At 59.6% G+C, this 21,808-nt stretch carries 22 protein-coding genes; 10 read left to right on the top strand and 12 right to left on the bottom strand.

Annotated elements, in window-relative coordinates; translation table 11 throughout:
• Positions 1-89: 89 nt before the first annotated feature.
• From KI810_RS05255 to KI810_RS17550, 8 genes are all read left to right on the top strand, one after another.
• Complete coding sequence (locus tag KI810_RS05255; protein WP_214174400.1) at positions 90-593, top strand: hypothetical protein; 504 nt, start codon at positions 90-92, stop codon at positions 591-593.
• A gap of 11 nt (positions 594-604) precedes the next feature.
• The gene (locus KI810_RS05250; RefSeq protein WP_214174399.1) at positions 605-1,684 is read left to right on the top strand and encodes a GTP pyrophosphokinase; all 1,080 of its coding nucleotides are present in this window, start codon (positions 605-607) and stop codon (positions 1,682-1,684) included.
• Positions 1,685-1,727: 43 nt separating this feature from the next.
• Positions 1,728-2,402, top strand: coding sequence for a spermidine synthase (locus tag KI810_RS05245; protein WP_214174398.1), 675 nt, complete (start codon positions 1,728-1,730; stop codon positions 2,400-2,402).
• 120 nt (positions 2,403-2,522) lie between these two features.
• On the top strand, positions 2,523-4,532 hold the full coding sequence (locus tag KI810_RS05240) for a transglycosylase domain-containing protein (protein WP_214174397.1): 2,010 nt from the start codon (positions 2,523-2,525) through the stop codon (positions 4,530-4,532).
• Between the two features lie 67 nt (positions 4,533-4,599).
• A complete protein-coding gene (locus KI810_RS05235) occupies positions 4,600-4,785 on the top strand; it encodes a hypothetical protein (RefSeq protein WP_214174396.1) in 186 nt (61 codons plus the stop codon).
• A gap of 51 nt (positions 4,786-4,836) precedes the next feature.
• Positions 4,837-6,126 carry an NAD(P)/FAD-dependent oxidoreductase gene (locus KI810_RS05230; protein WP_214174395.1) on the top strand — a complete coding sequence of 430 codons (1,290 nt, stop codon included), beginning with the start codon at positions 4,837-4,839 and terminating at the stop codon, positions 6,124-6,126.
• Between the two features lie 38 nt (positions 6,127-6,164).
• Positions 6,165-6,944, top strand: a complete 780-nt coding sequence (locus KI810_RS05225; protein WP_214174394.1) for an EcsC family protein — start codon at positions 6,165-6,167, stop codon at positions 6,942-6,944.
• A 69-nt stretch (positions 6,945-7,013) separates the two neighbouring features.
• Positions 7,014-7,172, top strand: a complete 159-nt coding sequence (locus tag KI810_RS17550; RefSeq protein WP_214174393.1) for a YqaE/Pmp3 family membrane protein — start codon at positions 7,014-7,016, stop codon at positions 7,170-7,172.
• 107 nt (positions 7,173-7,279) lie between these two features.
• Here KI810_RS17550 and KI810_RS05215 read toward each other — a convergent pair whose 3' ends face one another.
• The gene (locus tag KI810_RS05215) at positions 7,280-8,227 is read right to left on the bottom strand and encodes a hypothetical protein (protein ID WP_214174392.1); all 948 of its coding nucleotides are present in this window, start codon (positions 8,225-8,227) and stop codon (positions 7,280-7,282) included.
• A 264-nt stretch (positions 8,228-8,491) separates the two neighbouring features.
• Here KI810_RS05215 and KI810_RS05210 point away from each other — a divergent pair, with 264 nt between their 5' ends.
• Positions 8,492-10,027 (top strand): B12-binding domain-containing radical SAM protein, encoded by a 1,536-nt coding sequence (locus KI810_RS05210; RefSeq protein WP_214174391.1) that lies wholly within the window; start codon positions 8,492-8,494, stop codon positions 10,025-10,027.
• A 44-nt stretch (positions 10,028-10,071) separates the two neighbouring features.
• Here the strand turns inward: KI810_RS05210 and KI810_RS17665 are convergent, their stop codons facing one another.
• Both KI810_RS17665 and KI810_RS05200 read right to left on the bottom strand, forming a co-directional pair.
• A complete protein-coding gene (locus KI810_RS17665) occupies positions 10,072-10,599 on the bottom strand; it encodes a DUF6429 family protein (protein WP_214174390.1) in 528 nt (175 codons plus the stop codon).
• Complete coding sequence (locus KI810_RS05200; protein WP_214174389.1) at positions 10,559-10,798, bottom strand: DUF4160 domain-containing protein; 240 nt, start codon at positions 10,796-10,798, stop codon at positions 10,559-10,561. Before KI810_RS05200 ends, KI810_RS17665 begins: the two co-directional genes overlap by 41 nt.
• Positions 10,799-11,034: 236 nt before the next feature.
• Here KI810_RS05200 and KI810_RS05195 point away from each other — a divergent pair, with 236 nt between their 5' ends.
• Entirely contained in the window at positions 11,035-11,835 is an 801-nt protein-coding gene (locus KI810_RS05195) for a class I SAM-dependent methyltransferase (protein ID WP_214174388.1), read from the top strand.
• Between the two features lie 2 nt (positions 11,836-11,837).
• Here KI810_RS05195 and KI810_RS05190 read toward each other — a convergent pair whose 3' ends face one another.
• The 9 genes from KI810_RS05190 to KI810_RS05150 form a co-directional block, all read right to left on the bottom strand.
• Positions 11,838-14,138 carry a Tex family protein gene (locus tag KI810_RS05190; protein WP_214174387.1) on the bottom strand — a complete coding sequence of 767 codons (2,301 nt, stop codon included), beginning with the start codon at positions 14,136-14,138 and terminating at the stop codon, positions 11,838-11,840.
• A gap of 184 nt (positions 14,139-14,322) precedes the next feature.
• Positions 14,323-14,652: a c(7)-type cytochrome triheme domain-containing protein gene (locus tag KI810_RS05185; protein WP_214174386.1), complete on the bottom strand. Its 330-nt coding sequence runs from the start codon at positions 14,650-14,652 to the stop codon at positions 14,323-14,325.
• Between the two features lie 69 nt (positions 14,653-14,721).
• Entirely contained in the window at positions 14,722-15,429 is a 708-nt protein-coding gene (locus KI810_RS05180; RefSeq protein ID WP_214174385.1) for a DUF72 domain-containing protein, read from the bottom strand.
• Positions 15,430-15,431: 2 nt separating this feature from the next.
• Positions 15,432-17,024, bottom strand: a complete 1,593-nt coding sequence (gene ligD / locus KI810_RS05175; RefSeq protein ID WP_214174384.1) for a non-homologous end-joining DNA ligase — start codon at positions 17,022-17,024, stop codon at positions 15,432-15,434.
• A gap of 321 nt (positions 17,025-17,345) precedes the next feature.
• Positions 17,346-18,248, bottom strand: a complete 903-nt coding sequence (gene ligD / locus KI810_RS05170; RefSeq protein WP_214174383.1) for a non-homologous end-joining DNA ligase — start codon at positions 18,246-18,248, stop codon at positions 17,346-17,348.
• Positions 18,245-19,027, bottom strand: coding sequence for a non-homologous end joining protein Ku (gene ku, locus KI810_RS05165; RefSeq protein ID WP_214174382.1), 783 nt, complete (start codon positions 19,025-19,027; stop codon positions 18,245-18,247). Before ku (KI810_RS05165) ends, ligD (KI810_RS05170) begins: the two co-directional genes overlap by 4 nt.
• An 81-nt stretch (positions 19,028-19,108) precedes the next feature.
• Positions 19,109-19,876, bottom strand: coding sequence for a non-homologous end joining protein Ku (ku, locus tag KI810_RS05160; protein ID WP_214174381.1), 768 nt, complete (start codon positions 19,874-19,876; stop codon positions 19,109-19,111).
• Positions 19,877-19,915: 39 nt separating this feature from the next.
• The gene (locus tag KI810_RS05155) at positions 19,916-20,818 is read right to left on the bottom strand and encodes a pirin family protein (RefSeq protein WP_214174380.1); all 903 of its coding nucleotides are present in this window, start codon (positions 20,816-20,818) and stop codon (positions 19,916-19,918) included.
• Between the two features lie 11 nt (positions 20,819-20,829).
• Positions 20,830-21,738: a YceI family protein gene (locus KI810_RS05150; RefSeq protein WP_214174379.1), complete on the bottom strand. Its 909-nt coding sequence runs from the start codon at positions 21,736-21,738 to the stop codon at positions 20,830-20,832.
• Between the last annotated feature and the right edge of the window lie 70 nt (positions 21,739-21,808).

The following is a 21,808-nucleotide window of genomic DNA, read 5'->3' as shown; positions in this document are numbered from 1 at the left end:
AATTGCGTTACGGACTGCGCTTCAGTTCTTTGGACTCTTTTCACGATCACATGCCGTGTATGCATTCACCTGCAGGAACAGGAAAAACAATGGACAGAGTAAAAATCGGCTGTAACTATGAACGACAACCTTTCTGGAAAGTGATCCTCGGAGTCCCCCTCATCTACCTGCCGATTATTACGACCGTACCGTTCGTGGTCATCGGGGTCGTTCTCATCAAAACACATTTGAAGTATGTCGGCGGCATGGACATCAAATCATATGATGAGTTCATCCCCGCCTGGATTTCCCATCGGTATGGAAACCATGAGCAGCCAGCCATAAACATTTCCCGGTTTCATCCGGCACACTACCGGTTTTTCTGGATATTCAACTGCAAGCTCTACTGCCCCTTGAGTGTCGCCCTCTTCAGGTATGTTGTGTATTTGGTGAAAATAGTGGAAAATTGGTGGTGCCCGTTTGCCCACGACCAGAAACGGGAATACGAGGAAGGGGCCATCGACAAATCCTTCTGGCATGTTGATCCGGAGGAACTCGAAAAGCTGCACCCCGACGACAAACAAAACCCGATCTGGAATGCGAAGGGAGAATAAAGGGACTCACCATGGCCTCTCTTGATTTTGAGCAGGAAAAAAGCGTCTTCGGCAACTACTATGAAAGCAACCGGAAGCAGTTCGCTGAAGCGAGGGACACCTATGTCCGTGTCATCGGCTCACTGCTCAAGCGGTCGGATGTGGGGGAGGTGACGAAAATCGAAGGCCGGGTCAAGGATAGGGAAGAGTGCATAAAAAAATTCCATCGCAAGTACCAGGGCACCCTGGAAGCCGATGAACAGCCCTACGAGATCAAGGATTTCATCTCCGACCTGATCGGCATCCGGATCGTCTGCCTCTACGAAGACCAGATCCCCGTGGTGTCGGAGGTACTGCAACGACACTTCAAGACCCTCGACGTCACCGACAAGATAGCGGCCGTGGAGAGTACCGAGGACTCCTTCGGATACAAGGGGCTGCACCTGGACCTGGCCCTGAGCGCCGAGATGGCGTCCCAGCCGAAGTACCAGCCCTATGCGGACCGCCCCTTCGAAGTGCAGATCAGGTCCCTGATCCAGGATGCCTGGAGCGTGCTGGACCACAAGATCAAATACAAAAAATCGATCCCCAACGATCTCAAGCGGAGGATCAACATCCTCTCCGCCCTGTTCGAGCTGGCCGACCGGGAATTCAAAGAAATCCGCAACGCCACGGCCGAACTGATGCAACAGGCGACGGTTGCCCCCATCAGCGATCCTCTCGATGACGCCCGTGGTGCGGGAGAAAAAGCCGCGGCTGCCAGCGCAAAAACCGTGAATGCCTTCAATTTTCTGCGGATCGCGGGCCATTTTTTCAAGGATTTCGAATTCGAAGACCACAAAGTCGACGACTTCGTGCAGGACATCCTGGAGCTTGACAGCAGCTTTCAAAAGGCGGAACTGCATACCTGCCTGACCGAGAATCTGAAAACCGTCCGGGATTATCGCGACCATCTGCTTGCGGAAAACCCCGACAGAACCTTCAGCCCCTACACCTCGATCAGGCACTGCCTGTATCTTTACGACCAGCAGCGCTTCGGGCGGATTTTATCCAAGAGGCCGCGAGAACGCTTCGCGGGTTGGTTGAAAGCAGCCCGGGGGGCCTCTGCCTGATGCACCCGCCAAACATTACCGATAGCAGCGCGTGGAGATGGTCATGATTCCCTGGGAGTTTGTTGACAGAGCACGGGTACCCGGCGACAGCGCCGAACTGGGCCTCTATGCCCGGGGCAAGGAGTTTTCCATACGGGTGAACGGCTGTGAACTCATGAACAGTCGCATCCACGGCTCGGAAGATGCCCTGGCCGAGTATGCGTGTGCACGTATCGGCAACCGGCCGTCTCCCCGTATCCTGATCGGAGGGTTGGGCATGGGGTTCACCACCGCTGCCGCACTGCGGCTGCTCGGCACCGAAAGCAGGGTGGTAGTGGCCGAACTGGTGCCGGCGGTGGTGGAATGGAACCGGAAATTCCTTGGGGAACTGACCGGCCACCCCCTTCGGGACCCTCGCGTCACGGTCCGGGAGGCCGACGTCGCCCTCGTCCTGCGGACGGAGCATCAGGCCTACAGCGCCATCCTGCTCGACGTGGATAACGGCCCCGAGGGCTTGACCCGCAAAGGCAACGACTGGCTCTATACCGACGCCGGCCTCAAGGTTGCCTTTACCGCGCTGCAGCCAGCCGGCGTACTGGCCGTATGGTCGGCCGGTCCTGACTTGGCCTTCACCAAGCGTTTGTGCCGGGCCGGTTTTGACGTGGAGGAGTTCGGAGTGAGGGCGCGCGGCTCCGCCGGCGGGAACCGGCACACGATCTGGGTCGCCACCCGCAGTTGAAGCGAACGTTTTACGGCATGAAACAATGTCCCTATCCGGACTTGCCCCTGTAACAGGTGTGACAGACTTTCCCACGGCCAATGCCCAGCCAGATACGTCCCTTGAAGGAGTGAAACCATCGTGTTTTCCCATTGTCCCTCTCCCCTTGCAAAGGCACCCCATTCCATAGTCCTGTGCCTTTTCCTGGTCCTGATCCTGGCCCCGCCTGCCCGCACCCAGGAAAACTTCGCCACCTACCCCCCCCTGCCGGCCGGCTACTCCACGATCAAGGTCTTCGATCGCCAGGGAAGGTTCGTCGGCCGGATACTTCCCGAGAAACGGTACTGGGTCCCCATCGAGCGCATCCCCCCGTTCCTGCAGAAGGCAGTGGTTGCCGTTGAAGACGCCCGTTTTTACGAACACGGAGGCATCGATGTCCGGGGAATCGCGCGGGCGCTGGTGAAGGATGTTGTCAAGAGGAGGCTGGCCGAAGGCGGTTCGACCATCACCCAGCAGTTGATCAAGAACAGACATCTGTCGGGGGAGAAATCGATAGAACGGAAAATCGATGAAGCCCGCCTGGCAATCGAGTATGAGCGCAGATACAGCAAGAAGCAGATCCTGGAAATGTATTTCAACGAAATCTACTACGGGAACGGTGCCTGGGGGATTGCCCAGGCCGCCCGTCTCTATTTCGACAAAAACCCGGAAGAGCTGACCGACGCCGAATGTGCCTTGCTTGCCGGCGTCCCCAAAAATCCGGGAGCCTACAACCCGTTGGGGAAACCGGCCAAGGTCGCGCTGCGCAGGGACGTGGTGCTCAAGCGAATGGTGGAGGTCAAGGCAATCTCCCCCCGGCAGCGGGAGGCCGTGAGAGCCACCCGGGCAACGGTCACCCCCCCCGGACAGGCCCCCTATTACCTGGCCCACATCCGGAACAAACTGATCGAACGGTACGGGGCGGGTATCGTCGAGCAGGGGGGGCTGGAAGTCACCGCCGCCATGGACCTGAATCTGCAGAAGCTGGCGGAAAAAACAGTGCGCGAAGGGGTGACGGGGATTTCCCCCGAACTGCAGGGGGCGCTGGTCTGTCTGGACCCCACCACGGGTGACCTGCTGGCGGCAGTAGGGGGGACAGATTTTACCAAGAGCCCCTATAACCGCGCCTTTGTTGCAAAGCGTCAGCCCGGCTCGGCCATCAAGCCGCTCATCTATGCCGCCGCCCTGGAAAAGGGGGTGACCGCGAGCAGCATCTGGGATGACACGCCGGTGACCTACAACCGGGGAAATAATGCGGCCTGGAAACCGCAGAACTACGGGAGAGAGCAGTACGGGGAGCTTACCCTGAGGCAGGCGCTGGCGTACTCCAACAACGTCATCACGGTCAAGGTACTGGATACCATAGGTGTCCCCTCGTTCGTCGACTTCGCCGGAAAGATGGGGCTGCCCCTGCGCTCGCCCAACGATCTCTCCCTCGCCCTCGGCACCGACGAGGTCACCCTGCACGACCTGGTGCAGGCATACACCCCCCTGGCAAACGGGGGGCTCAGGGCCGAATCACGGACCATCATCCGGGTGTATGAGCACAACCGACGGGCCTGGTCGGAAAACCCGACCACCGTGTCCCCGGCCCTTTCCCCGGCTGCCGCCTTTGTCACGACCCGGATGCTGAAGGACGTACTGACGTACGGAACCGCCAAGTCCCTCAGGAAATTCAGCCAGGAACATCCCGCCGCCGGCAAGACCGGCACCACCGACGACTACCGGGACGCCTGGTTCATCGGCTATACCCCCCAAGTGATAACCGGCATATGGGTAGGTTACGACAAGCCGAAACCGGGGGGGAAAGGTTTTACCGGCGGAGGTATCGCCGCCCCCATCTGGGAACGGTTCATGCGAACGGCCCTGGCCGCCGCACCGGCCATGGATTTCACAAAACCGGATACGGTGGTGTCAGTCACCATCGACCCCACAACCGGCTACCTGGCCAATGGGGAGTGCCCGGAACAACGGGACGAATTCTATATTGCGGGGACCGAGCCGACCGAGTACTGCGCCAAACATGGCGGAGCCCCCGTCAACCCGCCACCTCAGCCCCTTGCACATCCGAATGGAAATGAACAGCAGCCTGACACGGATGCAGAGGATTAACGCATGAAGGATGAAATTTCATAATTCATCCTTCATAATTCATACTTTGTATCAGGAGACAAAAGCCATGCATGACCTGTTACCCGATGGAGAAGACCTGCGGCGCGCGGTGAAATGGGTGTCCGGCAACCTTCAGGAGAACCCCGGCCAACCTGTCCAGCCCCTCGTCCAGGAAGCGATCTTCAAGTTTGACCTTTCACCCCTGGATGCGGAGTTCCTGATCCGGTTCTTCGGCAAAAGAAACGAGGAATGAACCTATTTCTGGTTCGTGTTGGTGGCAGTAAATCGTCCCACGGAGCATCCCATGTCCTCTCCAGTCTACGACATCATCATCGTCGGTACCGGCCCTGCGGGTCTCGGCGCGGCGTTCCATCTCGCCGAACAGACACCTTCCCTCTCCATCCTCATGATCGACCGGGAAAAGATCTGCTCCGGCGGCCTGCTGAACGACTGCAAGCAGAACTACACCTACCCCATCGGTTTCGCTGCCGGGAACTGGACCCGGGAAGAGGCCGAACGGCTTCTCCCCCAGGTGGAGAAGTGGCTGCAGCCGGCCGTCAAGGAGAAGCAGAACCTTGATATCTACCGGCGGCGGGCGGAACGGCTGGGCGTAACCCTGCTGGACGTCCGCCAGGCCCATGTGGGGACCGACCGGAGCCGGGTACTTATCCAGCGTCTCCTGGACGAGCTCAGACGCCGCGGGGTGCAGTTCATGCTGCAAAAGGAGGTGACCGACGTCTTCGACGATACCGAAGGGCCGGGGGTCGTCATCGCCGACACGGGAAAGGTCCGCGCCCGGAAAGTCATCGTCGCCCCCGGGCGGAAGGGGTTCAGCTTTCTCCAGCAGGTGATGGAGCGGATGGGAATCACCTACATCGACAACGTGGTGGATGTGGGGATCCGCGTTGAGACGAGCGTGGGCAACTACCCCATCGTCAACGACTACTACGACCCCAAATTCCTCTTCCCCGACGCGGTACGCACCTTCTGCACCAACTCGGGTCATGCCCGGGTGGTGCTCGAACGGTATCAGGGGTTCAGCCTGGTCAACGGTCACGCCCTCTCGGAAGAGCAGACAGGGAACAACCTGGCTAATTTCGCCCTCCTCAAGACCATCGGCCTGAAGAACCCGGTCCGGAGCGGCCAGCAGATGGCGGTCTTTCTTGCCCGGCTGGCCAACGAGATCGGCGGCGGCAAGCCGCTCATGCAGCGGGTGGGGGATTTCCGCATGGGGAAACGCTCCACCGCCGAGACCTTCAACGAGGACCTGTACGACTTCCCCCCCAGCTGCCCGGTCACGGCCGGCGACCTGGGGCTTGCCGTCCCGGCCAAGATCATGCGCCATCTCTGGGCCGCCATGAAGAAACTCGATACCATCGTCCCGGGCGTCCTCCACCCGAGCACCATCATGTACTACCCGGAGATCAAGATGTACGCCAACAAGCCCGCTTTTCTCGACTCCCATTTCCGCGTGAGTGCCAACGTCTACATGGTGGGGGACGGCGCCGGCACATCCCGCGGCATAACCGGCGCCTGGGCAAGCGGGATCAGGTCCGCGGAGGGGATTTTGTCAGAACAGCAGGATCAATACTGACGGATACATCTTGAGAAAAACCCACATGGAGCGCTTTGATGGCACTATCATCCACAGAACTTCGCGACCTTCAGACCGCAAAGTCTATCCTTGAAAATCCTGGACTCGTTGCCAAAGTCAGCAATTTTGTAGGTTCTCCCATCGAAGCCGGACTTAAAAAACTGCCGGGATCGTGGAACGCAACCATCAATACTGCCGCGCGAAAATCAATTGAGAAGGCGCTCGATATTGCCCTGGTGACGATGGATCATGATGATAGAGAACCACCTTCCAACTGGTGGCACAAAATTGCAGCTGGGGCGACCGGTGCCACCGGCGGTCTGTTTGGCTTGCCGGCGCTGGCAATAGAATTACCCATTTCCACAACAATCATGCTTCGTTCCATTGCCGACATTGCACGCAGCGAAGGTGAAGATTTGCGTCACCCTGACGGCAGGCTTCAATGCCTTCAGGTCCTGGCTCTTGGCGGAAAATCACCTGCAGACGATGTGACCGAGGCAGGGTACTTTGCTGCAAGAACGGCTCTTGCCAGGGCTGTCTCGGATGCCGCAGAGCATTTGGCAAAAAAAGGGCTGTCCCAGAAAGGGGCTCCCGCAATCGTCAGGCTGATCACCCAGGTCGCGGCGCGGTTTTCAATCGTCGTCTCGGAAAAGACAGCAGTCCAAGCAGTGCCGGTGGTTGGAGCCTTCGGTGGTGCAGCGATAAACATGCTGTTCATAGACCATTTTCAGGATATGGGGCGAGGCCATTTTATTATCAGAAGACTGGAGCGCCTTCATGGTCAGGAAGAGGTTCGCCGGCTTTATGATACATTATGATGTGAACATCGGTATGTTCCAATGACGGGGCACTTGGAACCCGGTCGAACCTAGAGAGGAGAAGACAACATGGGTATTGGAAGAGCTTTGCTCTGCATTCTATTGCCACCATTGGCAGTGTTAGACCAGGGCTGCGGGACGATATTGATTGTTACGCTTTTGACCTTGTGTGGATGGGTTCCCGGGGCGATTGCCGCCCTGGTTGTCTGCACGAAGGCCCGCACATGACAGCGAGGGGAACGCGAAAAGGGGCGCACCGTGGTGCGCCCCTTTTTAGTGAACCGAACGTCTCGGGCTACAGTATCTTTCGCCCTTGAATGTCTCGTCCCAACGGGTTAATTGCCCCGTTCCCGGCCCCGGTCCTCATCTCTCCTCTGTCCCTGCCCTTGGCCCCTTTGCCCCTGCGACTCTCCCCTTCCCTGCGGTCGCTGTTCCTGGCCCTGCAACCTCGGTTCCCGCTGCTCACGCTTGATAGCCGGCTGCTGCCTCTGTTCCTGCATTGCCGGGCCGCGCTGCTGCCGCCGATCCTCTAGCTCCGGGCCCCGTTGCTGCCTCTGAGGAACGCCAGCCGGACCTCCCTGCTGGGGAGGCGTTGCACGCTGGATATCCTGCGGCCGCGAACTTCTCCCCCGCGGCTCTTCCTGTCTTCCCCGCTGCCCGGGTGCGCCCCCCCGTTGTTCCCCCTGCTGCTGAAAGTGCCGGCGGACATCCCTGTCACGCGGCTGGTAACGGTACTGCTCGCTGCGTATCCTCTGCTGCTGCTCGACCTGGTGGGGATACCGGTCCCCCGAATACTGTCGCTGGTAGAGAGGCAGGGGGGCGGGTGCCGGACCACGAGAGCCGCGTTTCCACCTGTCCCATCCCCCTCGATGCCGCTCCCAATCATGACCCCAGTGCTGGCCCCAACGGGGCGGCGCATTCGACTGCCATCCGCGGAAGTACACAGGAGGGCGCCGGTAGTAACTTACGGGAATTCGCAGGATGAACACCGGCACATCATAGGGATCCACAACCCACCAGGGGCCGTTGTACCAGGAACTCGCGTACCAGTTATCGCCCTGGAAAACCCAGTACATGCCATCGTAAAAGAAATAGTTGGCATCCACCCGTGGAGCGTAATAGACCGGGTAATCCGGCACCCGGACAAATTCCGGGAACAACGGCAGGTTGATCCCGATGCTCACGTTGGGCAACCCGATGCCGATGCTCACCTGGGCAACGGCGGGCGTCGCCAAGCACGACAGCATCAACAACACAATGATTCCGTAACGTATTTTCCGCATTCTTTCCTCCATTCCCTTGAGCGGTGGCCGCAATGGCCGGCTCTGCGTTCTTCGCATTTACCGGCAAAGTGTACCACCTTCTGCGCCGATTTCCATAGTACCCACACTGCGCGATTACCGAGAGCGGCAGTCAGCTGACAGCACGTCCCACCCACGTTGGCTCATCTTTTACAATTCCTTTACATTGGCATCGATGACAGTCGCAGAAAGAGTTATACACTTTAAAAATCACTTTCCTGCATATCCCCCCAAGGGAGCAGTCACATGAAGATTCTCCTCGTGTACCCCCGCTATCCGGACACCTTCTGGAGCTTTCGGCACGCCCTGAAATTCATCGGCAGAAAGGCGAGCTTCCCCCCCCTGGGGCTGTTGACGGTGGCTGCCATGCTCCCGGTTGAGTGGGAAAAGAGACTCGTCGATATGAACGTCCAGGCTCTCTCCGACGATGACCTGGCATGGGCGGATTACGTCTTCATCAGCGCCATGACCATCCAGCGGGAATCTGCGCAGGAGGTGATCGCTCGGTGCCGGCAGCTGGGGGTGAAAACCGTTGTCGGTGGTCCCCTTTTCACCGCCTGCCATGAAGATTTCCCCGACGTGGACCACCTGGTGCTGGGGGAAGCGGAACTCACCCTTCCTCCCTTCCTGGCGGACCTGGGCAAAGGGGGGGCACGGCATCTCTATGCCGACGGCCGGTGGGCGGACCTGACGGACACCCCCATACCCCTCTGGGACCTGGTGGATGTCCGGAACTATGCCGCCATGAATATCCAGTATTGCCGGGGATGCCCCTTTGATTGCGAGTTCTGCGACATCACCGCCCTGTTCGGGAGAAGACCGAGGAGCAAGAGCCGGAAGCAGCTGATCGCCGAACTGGACAGCCTGCATCGCCGAGGATGGCGCGGGGCGATCTTTTTCGTCGACGACAACTTCATCGGTGACAAGGGAAAACTGAAGCGGGAGGTCCTCCCCACCATCATCGACTGGATGGAGCGGAAAGAACGCCCCTTCTACTTTTACACCGAGGCGTCCATCGACCTGGCCGACGACCCCCGACTCATGGAACTCATGGTGAGGGCGGGGTTCGAGGAGGTCTTTATCGGCATCGAAACCCCTTACGAGGAGGGCCACGCCGAGAGCGGCAAGGTGCAGAACAGGAACCGGGACCTGCTGGCCTCGGTGAAGCGTATCCAACGGGCAGGCCTGCAGGTGCATGGGGGGTTTATCGTCGGTTTCGACAGCGATCCCCCTTCGATCTTCGACCGACAGATCCGTTTTATCCAGGAAAGCGGCATCGTCACCGCCATGGTTGGCCTGCTTTCCGCCATCCGCGGGACGAGGCTCCACCAGCGCATGGTGCGGGAGGGAAGACTTCTGGGGGACGGCTCCGGCAACAACATGGACAGCGAGCTCAACTTTGTTCCCCGGATGGAGGTCAAAGCGCTCATCGGCGGCTACCGGACCATTCTCGAAACCATCTACTCCCCCAGGAACTACTACCAGCGGGTGATACGTCTCCTCAGGGAGTACCGGCCGCTGCATCTGGGGAAATTCCACCTCCAGCAGGGGTATGTGGGGGCGCTCTTCAAATCGATCCTGTTTCTGGGGGTATTGGGGAGGGAGAGATTCCAGTTCTGGAAACTCTTCTTCTGGTCTCTCTTCAGGAAGCCGCGGCTCTTCCCTTTGGCCATAACCTATGCCATCTACGGGTTCCACTTCAGGAAGGTCGCGGAAAAGTACCGGGAAAGCGGGATGTTCGATGGCAATGGTGCATGGCAGGAAAATGATGGCTATACATGAAAAAGATACAGGCAGCTTTATTGATTAAATCGAGGAAGTGCCTCCTACTTCTTCCCGAACAACTCTCCAAACAACCTTTCCGACCGCGCCAGCCCTTCCTCAGTAAGCACAATGGATTTGGCCCTGTTCCGTGGGTCGAGGAGGAACCCCTTCTTGAAGAGCCGATCCATCACTTCGTAATCGAAACCCTTCCACGCCCGTGCCCCCTGGTGCAGGGTCAGTTGCAGGAGCGCAAGCACGCAGTCGTCGATCAGGTCCCGGTCCCCATCCACTACTTGTTCCGAAGCCGCATACCCTTCCCTCGCTTCATGCACCGTACTTGCAAGAGGATAACGCTCCGGATGGTAGACGCTCTCGATCTCAAGGTCGATATCCAGATCAGGCCAGTACAGATGGTGCGCCGAAGGAAGTTCGACATGGAGTATCTTCCCCACCGGAGCATCCTTGAACCAGGGAAACGTCTCGAAGGGGAGAAAGACCTCCTGGTCATCGATCAGGAGCCAGAACCCGTGTTGTGAGATGTTCGTGACTTCAACCACCGAAGTGCCGGCGCCACGCGCTGCGAATGTCATCCTCATGCTCCTCTATCAGCTTTCGGACCCTGCCCAGGTCGTATTCCGACAATCCGTAATTTCGGGCCAGTTCAATCCGGGGTTCGATCCAGAATTTCGCCTCTCCGCTTTCGCCATGCACATGAATATGCATCCGCTGCTCTTCGAGCGAAAAGAAGAAAAAACGAAAACCACCTTCCCGGAATACGGTGGGACTCACAGATTGCCCTCCACATTGCCAAAGTACAGAGAGGTTACTTGAACAATAAACACCATTAATACGCCTTAAAATACCCCTGGCAGTGTGTCAAGTCAAGGCTCCTCCATTCACCATCTGAACAATCCGACGATTGACAGGGGAAACCTCCTGTGCCAGACTCTGCACGATAAAGTCAGTCTTAGGGGTCAAGGGTCCATCGCCAGTAATTCTTGAGTAGTCCCGGGAGAACACAACAGGTGTACGATTTCAGCCGCTGCAAACTGTGCGCGACAAATGCCGCCAGCCCGACGTACAAACTGAAGAAGACGACGGTGTATGCGTGCGCCGCGTGCGGCTTTCATTTCATCGACCACCTGGACACCATGCCGTCCGGGACTTCGGGCGATGCCAGCCCGGCCCTCGACCAGAAGGCGTGGGACTATATCGAAGGAAAGCTCCCGGCAAACGGGAATCAGCTCCGGCAAAACCTGCTCCTCGTCAAGCGCCACCTTTCGCTGTCGGGGACGCACTGCCTCGACATCGGCGCCGGCGCCGGGCTGTTCGCCCATCTCCTCGCCGAAGCGGGTGCTTCAGTCCATGGCATCGAACCGCAAGGGGTATTCCGGGAGTTCGCCCAGCGGAAATTCGGCATCGAGCTGAATGGCGAGACCATCGATGCCCGGCACTGGCAGGAGGGGTTCGCCGGTTATTTCGATCTGGTCACCCTCTGGGATGTGCTCGAGCATGTCAACTTTCCCGCTGAGACCCTGCGCAACGCCTATAACGTCACCAAGCCGGGAGGCTGGCTGTTTCTCGACACCCCCCGCCGGGATGCGCTTTTTTACCGGATCGGTGAGTGGTCGTATCGTGCCAGTGGCGGCACGAATCCCCTCTTTCTCGAATCCCTCTATTCCCCCCTCCCCTTCCGCCACAAGCAGATGTTCACTCTTCGGCAGCTGCTGCAGCTCGTGGAAACCATCGGCTTCTCAGTCGTCCGCGTCCATTCCTCCCCGTTCCGGCCACAGAACAAGATAGTTCTCGTCTGCCGGAAACCCTAGGACTACGTCCGCTTCATCCTGAATCCCGCCCGTTCCAGGGCGCCCAGGTCCAATCCCCCCGTTGATTCCGCCGCCGGCACCTTCTGCTCCCCGGCCGCTTTCGGCCGCGGAGGTCGTTCCTTCTGCGCCGCCCCGCCCGGTTCGGCCTCCTTGATGGAGAGGGCGATCCGCTTGCGCTGCACGTCGGCCGAAAGCACCTTCACCTTCACCACATCCCCCACCCGCACCGCATCGTTGGGATCCTTGATGAAGCGGTTGGCCAGATGGCTCACATGCACGAGGCCGTCCTGGTGCACCCCGATGTCCACGAAGGCCCCGAAAGCGGTCACGTTGGTCACCACCCCCTGGAGGATCATCCCTTCCTTCAGGTCGCCGATCTCGCGGATGTCGTCGCGGAAGGAAGCGGTCTCGAACTGTTTACGCGGGTCGCGCCCCGGCTTCTTCAGCTCCTCGACGATGTCGCGCAGGGTCGGCAGTCCCACCTGGTCGGTGACGTAGCGCTTGAGGTCGATTCCGGCCGCAAGGGCCGGGTCGCCGGCCAGCTGTTCCAGGGTCACCCCCAGGTCGGCGGCCATGGCTTCCACCACCGCATAGCGTTCGGGGTGCACGGCGCTGTTGTCCAGCGGGTGCGTGCCGCCGCGAATGCGGAGAAAGCCGGCCGCCTGCTCGAACGCCTTGGCCCCGAAGCGCGGCACCTTGAGCAGCGACTTCCGGGTCGGGAACGTGCCCTGCTCGTTGCGGTGGGCGACAATGGCCTTGCCAAGCGACTGCCCCAGGCCGGAGACGTAGGACAAAAGCGCCCAGGAGGCGGTGTTGAGATCGACCCCCACGTAGTTGACGCACGACTCCACGACGTCGTCCAGCGCCTTCTTCAGCATGGCCTGGTTGACGTCGTGCTGGTACTGGCCGACGCCGATGCTCTTGGGATCGAGATTGACCAGTTCGGCCAGCGGGTCCTGCAGCCGGCGGGCGATGGAGATCGCCCCGCGCACGGTCAAGTCCAGGTCGGGGAACTCCTCGCGGGCGATATCCGAGGCCGAATAGACGCTGGCCCCGGCCTCGCTCACCATCACCACCGGCAGGTTCTTCCCCGCGCCGGCCAGGGTATCCCGGGCGAACAGCTCCATCTCCCGGCCGGCCGTGCCGTTGCCTATGGCGACCATCTCGATGACGTGGGCGTCCAGAAGCCGCAAAAACTCCTTTTTCGCCAGGGGCACGCGCGCCTCGCCGGTATGGGGATAGATAGTCGCATGCTCCAGGAAGCGCCCCGTGGCGTCCACGGCCGCCAGCTTGGAGCCGGTGCGTAGGCCGGGGTCGATCCCCAGCACCCGCTTTCCTCCGGCCGGCGGCGCCAGGAGCAGGTTGCGCAGGTTCCGGGCGAAGATCCCGATGGCGGCTTCGTCGGCCAGGTCCCTGGCCTGGAGCCGCAGCTCCCCCTCGATGGAGACGGAGATCAGCCGCTTGTAGGCATCCTCGGCCACCCCCTCCAAAAGCGGTCTGAAGATGCTCTCCTTCTTCACCAGGCGGCATTTCAGCCCGGCAAGGATCTCCTCCACCGGCGCCTGGATGGAAAGGAACAGCACCTCCTCCTTCTCCCCCCGGCGCATGGCCAGCATCCGGTGGGAAGGGACGCTCTTCAGGGGCTCCTGGTAATCGTAGTACATCTCGAACTTGGTCACCTGATCGCGCTTGTCGCCGGCCACCCGGGAGGAGAACACCCCCTGCTCCCAGGTGAGTCGCCGGACCATGGCACGGGCGTCAGCATCGTCCGACAACCGCTCGGCCAGTATGTGACCGGCCCCCTCCAGAGCCGCCAGGGCGTCGGGGACCTCCTTCTCCGGGGCCACGAAGGGGGCGGCTGCTTCCTCCGGCGAGCCGCTGGCAAGCTCCTGGGCGGCGATCAGGTCGGCCAAGGGTTCCAGCCCCCGCTCTCGGGCGATGGTGGCCTTGGTGCGGCGCTTGGGCCTGTAGGGGAGATACAGATCCTCCAGCTCAGTCTTCAGGCGGGTCGCCTCGATCCGGGCGCGCAGCTCCGGGGTCAGCTTCCCCAGCTCCCCGATGGTGGCGAGGATCGTCCCCTTTCTCTCCTCCAGCTCGCTGAAGTATCCGTAGCGTTCCTCGATGGTGCGGATCTGCACCTCGTCCAGTTCGCCGGTCTGCTCCTTGCGGTAGCGGGCGATAAAGGGGACCGTGGCCCCTTCGCGCAGCAGCGCCACGGTCTGCTGAACCTGGAAGGGCTTGAGCCCGGTCTCGTCGATGATGAAGGTGATGATGGTCGCCAGTTGGCCGTCGCTGATGCTCATTGCCGCTCCTGTGGGTGTGTCGTCCCGGCCTGTACCGGGGGGAGCATAGTACTACAGGAGGTCGCTGAAGGGAAAGGGGTTTGAGCAAAAAAAAGCCGTGCGAAATCACGTTTCACACGACTCATCCCGACTTATATGATTTTTAGGGAAAAGATGGCGGACCTTCTTACACCTCATTAATCCTTTATGTGCCCGCAGGTTTATGGTGGCACCGCGTACAGTTGTCCTTGATCATGAAGGCTTTCTTGCCATCATGGCATCTGCCGCAGTACTTGCCGGCGTACAGTTCGTTCATGGTCATTTTCACGGTCCCCTGCTTCATCTTGGGAAAAACTTCCGGATTGTGGCAGTCGGAACAGGCCAATCCGGCATTCTTGTGTGCTGCCCCGTCGAACAGCACCGTCCCCATCGGGCTTCCCTTGAACTCAAGCGTCTTCCCCGGCCCGACGGCGAGGGCATAACCGCTCGCCATTACCGTCAGCATCAAGCTCATTGCCGTTATCCGCTTTTTCATGATGAGACCTCCTCTTTGTTTTGGTTTTGGATGAACCTCTTCATGCAAGTATGCTTCATGTTGCCGATTTTACCCTCCGTGATCGGCAAGGACACGGAAACGTGCCGCCATTTCGGGTCCCCTGGCCTCTTCTTCGTGTTTGAAAAAGACGAAAGCCCGCTCCCATTGCTGTGCACGTATTCGTTCCAGCCATCGGGACAGGTCGGCATCCGTGTAGTCGGAGCGGCGCAGGCGCAGGTACCCCCAGGGCGCCGTGCTGATGATCTCCGCTGCCGGCTTCTCGTCGGTATCCGCGATGCACAGGCTGCAGTTCCGCGCCCGGAGAAGGTCCAGGATATCGTCCTTGAGCCAGGTCTTGCTCCGGAACTCGAACGCGCAGGGGATAGTGCCGGGGATAAGGGGGAGAAACTCCTCCAGCGCGGCACGGTTCGCGCGGAAACTCCCGGGAAACTGGAACAGGGCCGGCCCCGCCTTCCTCTCCAGGACCGACAGCGTCTTGAAAAAATACCTGGTCTCCTCGCCGACATTTTTCAACAGCTTGAAGTGCGTTATGACCTGGGGCGCCTTGAGCGCGAAGGTGAAATCGTCGGGAACCTGTTCCGCCCAGGAGGTGAGGCCCGCCACCGTCGGCATGTGATAAAACGTGTAGTTGATCTCCACCGCATCGAAGCGCTCCCCGTAGAAATGGAGCATTTCCTTGGGCGAGATCTTCTCAGGGTAGAAAATCCCTTTCCACTCCTTGTACCCGTACCCGCTCGTCCCCACATGGATATCCATACCTACGCTCCTTGGCCGCCGCTGTCGCGCGTCACGTCGCGGGGGGCTTTATCCTCCCGCATCCGCAGGAAGACCGGGTGCCTCATGACGGCGTCCTCAGTCCAGCCGGTCAGGGCAACCTCGCAGACAAGTTCCGGCTTTACCCAGGTAACCGGCGCATTGGTCTCCGGCTGCACGCGGAACGGGCATTCCTGCCGGGCCAGGAGGTCCAGTTGTGCGCGGATATCCTGCAAATCTTTCTCCCCGAATCCCCCCCCCGCATGGCCGATGTAGACCAACTCGTCCCCGTCGAACACCCCCAGGACAAGGGTGCCGAAATGCATTCTCCCCCCCCTCGGTTCCGTGAACCCGGCAATCACCCCCTCCTGGGTGAGCTTCGTCTTTATCTTCAGCCACTGCCGGCTCCTTCTCCCCGGCTGGTACACGCTTTGGGAATGCTTGGCGATTATTCCCTCGAGTCCCTTCTCTCTGGCGACATGGAAAAGCAGGATACCCTCTTTTCCGTGATGATCGTTGAATCGTACATTCGGGGTGGACGGGAGAATGTTTTTCAGGAGTTCCTTTCTTTCGATCAGGGGGAGGTTCGTCAGGTCGTGTCCCTGAAAGTGCAGGAGATCGAAGACGTAGTAGAGCAGGTGGCCGTTCCCGGATTTCTGGTAATTCTGCAACAGCTGGAAATCAGGATAGCCCCGGTCGTCCACGACAACGATTTCGCCGTCCAGAACGGCCTCGAATCTGAACTTGCGCAGTGACTCCACGATGGGGAAGAACTTCTGGTTCAACGAGATCAGGTTTCGGGAAAAAAGCTCGACGTCTCCGTCCCGGATCTCGGCCACGGCCCGGTATCCGTCCCATTTCACTTCAAATATCCAGTCGGGATGGTCGAACGGCTCCCTGGCCAGGGTCGCCAGCATCGGTTTTATCCGGTGGGGCATGGGTGTTACCGGTGCATCCTTCAGGGCTTCGCTTTCCAGTGCTTCGTGGTGCCGGATCTGGTCGGTTTTTTTTTGCCGGAACGATTTCTGCGCGCCGGTTTCGAGCATCTCCTCCAACGTTTTATGGGACTCGACCGAACGGTTCTCCTTGAGAACCTCCTCTTTGTTCGCATGGCGATCTTGTTTCTTCAACAGCAGCCACGACTTCCCGTCCTTTCCCGTTCTGACCAGGGCGAATTCTCCCTGGAGCTTTTCCCCTTCGAGAACAAACTTCATGTCCCCTTTTCGCAACCCCTCCAGAAGACGCTTCTCGCTTCCGGTTTCGTCTGAAGGGTGGCGGTAAAAGCCCCGGTCCCAGATGATGACGCTCCCCGCGCCGTAATTCCCCTCCGGAATGACGCCTTCGAAGTCCTTGTACTCGAGGGGATGGTCTTCAACCATGATGGCCAGTCTTTTCTGGGAAGGATCCCGTGAGGGGCCCTTCGGTACGGCCCAGCTCTTGAGCACCCCTTCCAGTTCCAGTCTGAGATCGTAATGAAGAGCCCGGGCCGCATGCTTATGCACGACGAACACGAGACGGTGCCCCCCCTGAAGGACGGCCGGTTTCGGCTCGGGGGTTTTTTCGAATTTTCGCTTGGATGCGTAATCCTTCAATCCCATCGTGGAAATCCATCCCTGTAACCACAAGAATTTCTAGTACCTTGTAACACTTGTTCATTCGCGGCTAACCCCTCCAAACCTCCCCTTATCAGGGGAGGCTTAAAGGGCCGATGGCCTCCACTATCGCCATGGCCTGAAACTCTGCCTCCAAACCGCCCCTTGTCAGGGGAGGCTTAAAGGCTTCCCCCCTGATAAGGGGGGATTGAGGGGGGTTAGCTTTAGCTGTTACACGGTACTAGCCGCCTCTTTGCCCTGGCAAAAGCCTGAAAAACAAGATTTGTTCATATTCCGGCTTGTCCGGTTCAAGGATGGCAAAGCCGGTTATAGATGGGGAAGCCTCTGCTTTTTCACCAACACCTCGTGAAACAGGTCCCCCTCTTTTTCGGCCCTGCCCAACGCTTCCCCATGGCTGACCTGCAGCCTTTCCGGGTCACCCTCCCCGGCCAGGCGCTCCAATTCCCTCCATTCGAGGGGAAACGAAACCATCGGTGTCTCCCGGGCCCGCAGGGAATAGACGCAGACCATCGTCTTTGACGAATCGTTCTGGGACCAGTTGATAAACACCTTCCCTTTCCGGTGCTCTTTCGCCATTTTTTCGGTCACCAGGTCCGGGTAGTTTTTCTGCAGGACCACTGCCATGGTTTTGGTAAAAGTCTTGGTATCCTCGAAGGATATATCCGCGCAGTTCAAGGGGACGTAGACATGGAGTCCCTTCTGCCCCGAGGTTTTTACGTAGCATGCAAGCCCCAACCGGGAGAGCAGGTCCCGGAGGATCAGCGCGACCCGGGCACAATCCAGGATGTCAGCCTGCTCGCCGGGGTCCAGGTCGAAGACCATGGAATCGGGCGTTTCGGGGGAACCGGCCCGTGCCAGGGGTACATGGAGTTCAAGGGACGCAAGGTTCTCCACCCACATCAGGGTCTCCAGGTTGTTGACCAGGCAGACTGTCATCCGCTCCCCGTCATCCCGGCTGATTTCGGCCGTTTCCACCCAGGCCGGATGGGGAGGACAGCGCTTCTCGAAAAAGAAATCCTTTTCCACCCCTTCGGGATAGCGCTTCAGGGTCAATGCCCGGTCTTTCAGGTGGGGCAGGATACACGGCGCAATCCGGCGGTAGTATTCCAGGACATGGGCCTTCGTGAAACCATGGGAGGGATAGAGGTCCTTTTCCAGGTTGGACAGGGAAAGCCTTCTCCCGGCAATCTCGACGACTTTCTGGCTCACCGGTTCTTCTTCACGTCGCGCATGATATCCTCCAGCGCGGCGATCAGATCGGGAGGACCTTCTCCCTCCACGTTTTCTCCTGCAGGAGCTTCCACGGCCCCCTTTTTGGCCTTTTTCTTCAGGATAGCCATGACCTTTTCCCGGCGCTCGTCCGCATATTTCCCCGGATTGAAGTCCGCCATCATGGTCGTGATGCTTTTTTTCATGCGGCCCGTTTCCAGGGCTTCGACCTTGCCTTCTTTCGGAGAAATCTCTTCATCGGGAAGTATTTCGTCATGGTAATGAAGGGTGGTCAGGGCGAGGGCTCCTTCCGTGCTCTTGACCGCCACGAGATACTCACGCTCGGCAAGCACGAATTTTGCGAGCCCGGCCCTGCTTGTCCTGCGCATGATCTCGACCAGCAGCCGGTAAGGTTTTTCGCCCCCCTTCAAGGGAACGAGATAATAGGGGTGATCGTAATAGACCGGGTCCACTTCGTTCAGGTCGATGAACTCGACGATCTCGATGGTGCGGCTCCGTTCGGGGGACACGGATTCCAGTTCCTCGTCGGTTATGGGTAGGTATCGGTCGGGGGCGAGTTCGTACCCCCTGACAATCTCCTCCGGGGGGACCATCTCTTCCTGTTTCGGACAGAACATCCTTCGCGCGAGGGGAGAGTAGTCCTTGTCGTGGAGCAGGCGAAACGAGACCCGGCCGGGATTGACCGCTTTCACTAGCTGAACCGGTATCGCCACCAGGCTGAAACTGATCGTCCCGCTCCATATTCCCTGTACCGCCATTTCGTTCCTCCAAGAGCAGGCGCTGGACACCGGGCTCCAGACAAGTCCCAGAGCCTGATGCCTAGCGCCTCGCGCCTGTATTTAAGCGACTTTCTTCAGGCTCGCTTCAAGGGCCTGGAGCAGCTCGTCCGCCGTGGTCGGTTTCAAGCGCGTGGGGCGCAGTACCGCGATTTTTTCTCCCCGGGCCTTTTTCTCGATCAACGCCTGCAGCTTTTTCTGATGTTCGTTCTCGAATTTCTGCGGCTGAAATGGACCGGTCAGTTGGGCAATCAGATCGCTCCCAATTTTCAGTTCCTTTTCGGACAGGGGAATGTCTTCCAGCCCGAGAGATTTCACCGCAATCACTTCATCGGCATGCCGCAGGGTAGTCAGGCGAAGAATCCTCCCCCGCGCCTGCAGCGCTCCGAGGTAGGACCGTTTTCTCATGGTCCAGGTGCAGATGCCCTCCACGTCCATTTCCCGTAACGCCGCGGCAAGCTCGTTATATCCAACCGAATACACATCCGGCTCCAGGTAGTAGACGCGCTCCAGGAAGAGGGGATCGATCTGCCCGGTCCTGACGAATTCGTGGACGTCGATCATCCGGCTGCTTTCCGGAGTGGTTTGCTCCAGTTCCGCCGCATCGACGATGATATATTTCCCCTCCTCCACTTCGAACCCCTTGACCTGTGCCTCCGTCGGCACGGGTATTTTTTCATACGCACAGATCATCTGCTGGTGCAGTTTCACCTGGTCACGCCGGTGAAGGAGATGAAACTGGATACGCTCTTCCTTGACCGCGGCATGCAGCTTCACGGGCACATCCGTGTCCCCGAAGTGAATGGACCCTTTCCAGATCGTTGCTCCCATCGCTCCTCCGCAGCTCTTCGCGGGCGTTCCGGCCCATTCCTATTTGATGAAGGTCCCCTTCTCGTACTCCTCGAAGGCAACCCGCAGCTCTTCGTTGGTGTTCATAACGATGGGGCCGTACCAGGCGACAGGCTCACCCAGCGGCTTGCCGGCGACCAGGATGAAGCGGACCGGCCTGTCGGCGGTGGTGACCTGGACGGCCTCCCCTTCGTGGCCGAACAGCGCCACGGTTTCCGGCCCGCACATGCAACGGCGCTCAGTATCCAGCCAGCCGGCGCTGGCCGCCTCGTGGGCGTAGGCATCGCGGCACTCGTCGAAATACCCCTCCCCCGCAAGGATGTAGGCAAAGGCGGTGTGCCCCGCGGGGAGCGGGCGCCGAAAGACGGTTCCCGCCGGCACGCTGATGTCCAGCATCTCCGGCTCGATGACAATGTCCTTCACCGGCCCCTGCACCCCGCCGACCGTTCCGGCGATAACCTTCACCGCCACGCCACCCTCCAACGTGACCTCGGGGATATCGGCCGCCTTCACGTCCCGGTAGCGGGGCGCCATCATCTTCTGGCTGGCGGGGAGGTTGGCCCAGAACTGGAACCCCCACATGGTGCCGGTGGGGCTCTCTTTCGGCATCTCCTGGTGGATGATGCCGCTGCCGGCGGTCATCCACTGCACGTCGCCGGCGCCGATCACCCCCTTGTTCCCCATGCTGTCCCCGTGTTCCACGAGCCCCTCCAGCACATAGGTGATGGTCTCGATCCCCCGGTGGGGGTGCCAGGGGAAGCCGGGAAGGTAATCGGCGGGATTGGACGAGTGGAAATCGTCCAGCATGAGGAACGGGTCGAACTGGGGGACCTGGGAGTAGCCGAAGGCCCGCTTGAGATGGACACCCGCCCCCTCGATGGTGGGACGACTCTTGAACAGTTTCTTGATATGCCGCGTGGTCATGGAAGCTCCTTTCACATTCTAACGTCGCGCGTCACGACGAACAACTCCAGGGTGATCATGTCATGAACCAGATGCATGCCGAGATGTTCGAACAGCCGGCACGACCCGTAGCAGGCGTTCCAGAGGGTCCGGTCGATGTCGAAGGCCGCATGGGCCTGGATGCCGCCATCCTGCCGGGGAGCGACTATGGCCGGGAAGCTGACCGGCCGGGTCACGTCCTTGATGGTCAGGTCCCCGGTAAAGGTCCCTTCAGGCGCTTCCGGAGAAACCTCGCCCTGTTTTTCCCACCGGTTCAGGGAGAACGAGGCGGTCGGAAAGCTTTCGACCGCGAAAAAGTCATCGGACTTCAGGTGGCGGATCAGCATGTCACGCCATACCGGATCCTGCAGATCTAGACAGGAAATGGCGGTCATATCCAGCACGATGTTCCCTGACGACAGGTTCCCTCCCGTAACGACCAGCTCGCCCCCCTGAATGGCGATGCGGCCGTGGTGACGTTTGCCGAGGTTGCGGCCGATCCACTCCAACGCGCTCTGTTCCGTGTCGATCCGGTAACTGCCGTCCCGCAGCTCCGGTCCGGCAACGAAGGCCCCGTCCCCTTCCACCGGGAGCCCTGCGCCGCGCCACGCGGCAAGACCGCCGGCAAGCACGGAAACACGGGTGTAGCCGGCCTGACGCAGCCTTTCCCGCGCCAGTTCGGCCGATCTGGTCGTGCCGGTGGCGTCGTAGAGGACCAGGTCGATATCCCGGGCGGGGACCTGTTCGGCGATGCGGTCGAGAAAAACCATCTCGTAGATACAGGCATTCCCGGCGCCGGGTATGTGGCCGGCCGCGTACTCCTCCGGCGTCATCACGTCGACCACCACTGCGCCGGCACCCATGTGCCGCATCAGTTCATTGCACGACAGCGTGGCATTCATGCGTTGTATCCTTTCCTGATGTTCATAGCGTAATAGTCCGTAGCGGCAATCTCCTGGCCGGGTTTCCGGT

This window comes from Geomobilimonas luticola (assembly GCF_018476905.1).
In the GTDB taxonomy this organism is placed as follows: domain Bacteria; phylum Desulfobacterota; class Desulfuromonadia; order Geobacterales; family Geobacteraceae; genus Geomobilimonas; species Geomobilimonas luticola.
The sequence above is the reverse complement of the archived record's forward strand: the minus strand, read 5'-3'. Positions and strand labels throughout refer to the sequence as shown.

Excerpts from the sequence above, each read along its gene's own strand:
- KI810_RS05255 (WP_214174400.1), top strand. The coding sequence starts at position 90 with ATGGACAGAGTAAAAATCGGCTGTAACTATGAACGACAACCTTTCTGG.
- KI810_RS05250 (WP_214174399.1), top strand. The coding sequence starts at position 605 with ATGGCCTCTCTTGATTTTGAGCAGGAAAAAAGCGTCTTCGGCAACTAC.
- KI810_RS05245 (WP_214174398.1), top strand. The coding sequence starts at position 1,728 with ATGATTCCCTGGGAGTTTGTTGACAGAGCACGGGTACCCGGCGACAGC.
- KI810_RS05235 (WP_214174396.1), top strand. The coding sequence starts at position 4,600 with ATGCATGACCTGTTACCCGATGGAGAAGACCTGCGGCGCGCGGTGAAA.
- KI810_RS05230 (WP_214174395.1), top strand. The coding sequence starts at position 4,837 with ATGTCCTCTCCAGTCTACGACATCATCATCGTCGGTACCGGCCCTGCG.
- KI810_RS05225 (WP_214174394.1), top strand. The coding sequence starts at position 6,165 with ATGGCACTATCATCCACAGAACTTCGCGACCTTCAGACCGCAAAGTCT.
- KI810_RS17550 (WP_214174393.1), top strand. The coding sequence starts at position 7,014 with ATGGGTATTGGAAGAGCTTTGCTCTGCATTCTATTGCCACCATTGGCA.
- KI810_RS05215 (WP_214174392.1), bottom strand. The coding sequence starts at position 8,227 with ATGCGGAAAATACGTTACGGAATCATTGTGTTGTTGATGCTGTCGTGC.
- KI810_RS05210 (WP_214174391.1), top strand. The coding sequence starts at position 8,492 with ATGAAGATTCTCCTCGTGTACCCCCGCTATCCGGACACCTTCTGGAGC.
- KI810_RS17665 (WP_214174390.1), bottom strand. The coding sequence starts at position 10,599 with ATGACATTCGCAGCGCGTGGCGCCGGCACTTCGGTGGTTGAAGTCACG.
- KI810_RS05190 (WP_214174387.1), bottom strand. The coding sequence starts at position 14,138 with ATGAGCATCAGCGACGGCCAACTGGCGACCATCATCACCTTCATCATC.
- KI810_RS05185 (WP_214174386.1), bottom strand. The coding sequence starts at position 14,652 with ATGAAAAAGCGGATAACGGCAATGAGCTTGATGCTGACGGTAATGGCG.
- KI810_RS05180 (WP_214174385.1), bottom strand. The coding sequence starts at position 15,429 with ATGGATATCCATGTGGGGACGAGCGGGTACGGGTACAAGGAGTGGAAA.
- ligD (WP_214174384.1), bottom strand. The coding sequence starts at position 17,024 with ATGGGATTGAAGGATTACGCATCCAAGCGAAAATTCGAAAAAACCCCC.
- ku (WP_214174382.1), bottom strand. The coding sequence starts at position 19,027 with ATGGCGGTACAGGGAATATGGAGCGGGACGATCAGTTTCAGCCTGGTG.
- ku (WP_214174381.1), bottom strand. The coding sequence starts at position 19,876 with ATGGGAGCAACGATCTGGAAAGGGTCCATTCACTTCGGGGACACGGAT.
- KI810_RS05155 (WP_214174380.1), bottom strand. The coding sequence starts at position 20,818 with ATGACCACGCGGCATATCAAGAAACTGTTCAAGAGTCGTCCCACCATC.
- KI810_RS05150 (WP_214174379.1), bottom strand. The coding sequence starts at position 21,738 with ATGAATGCCACGCTGTCGTGCAATGAACTGATGCGGCACATGGGTGCC.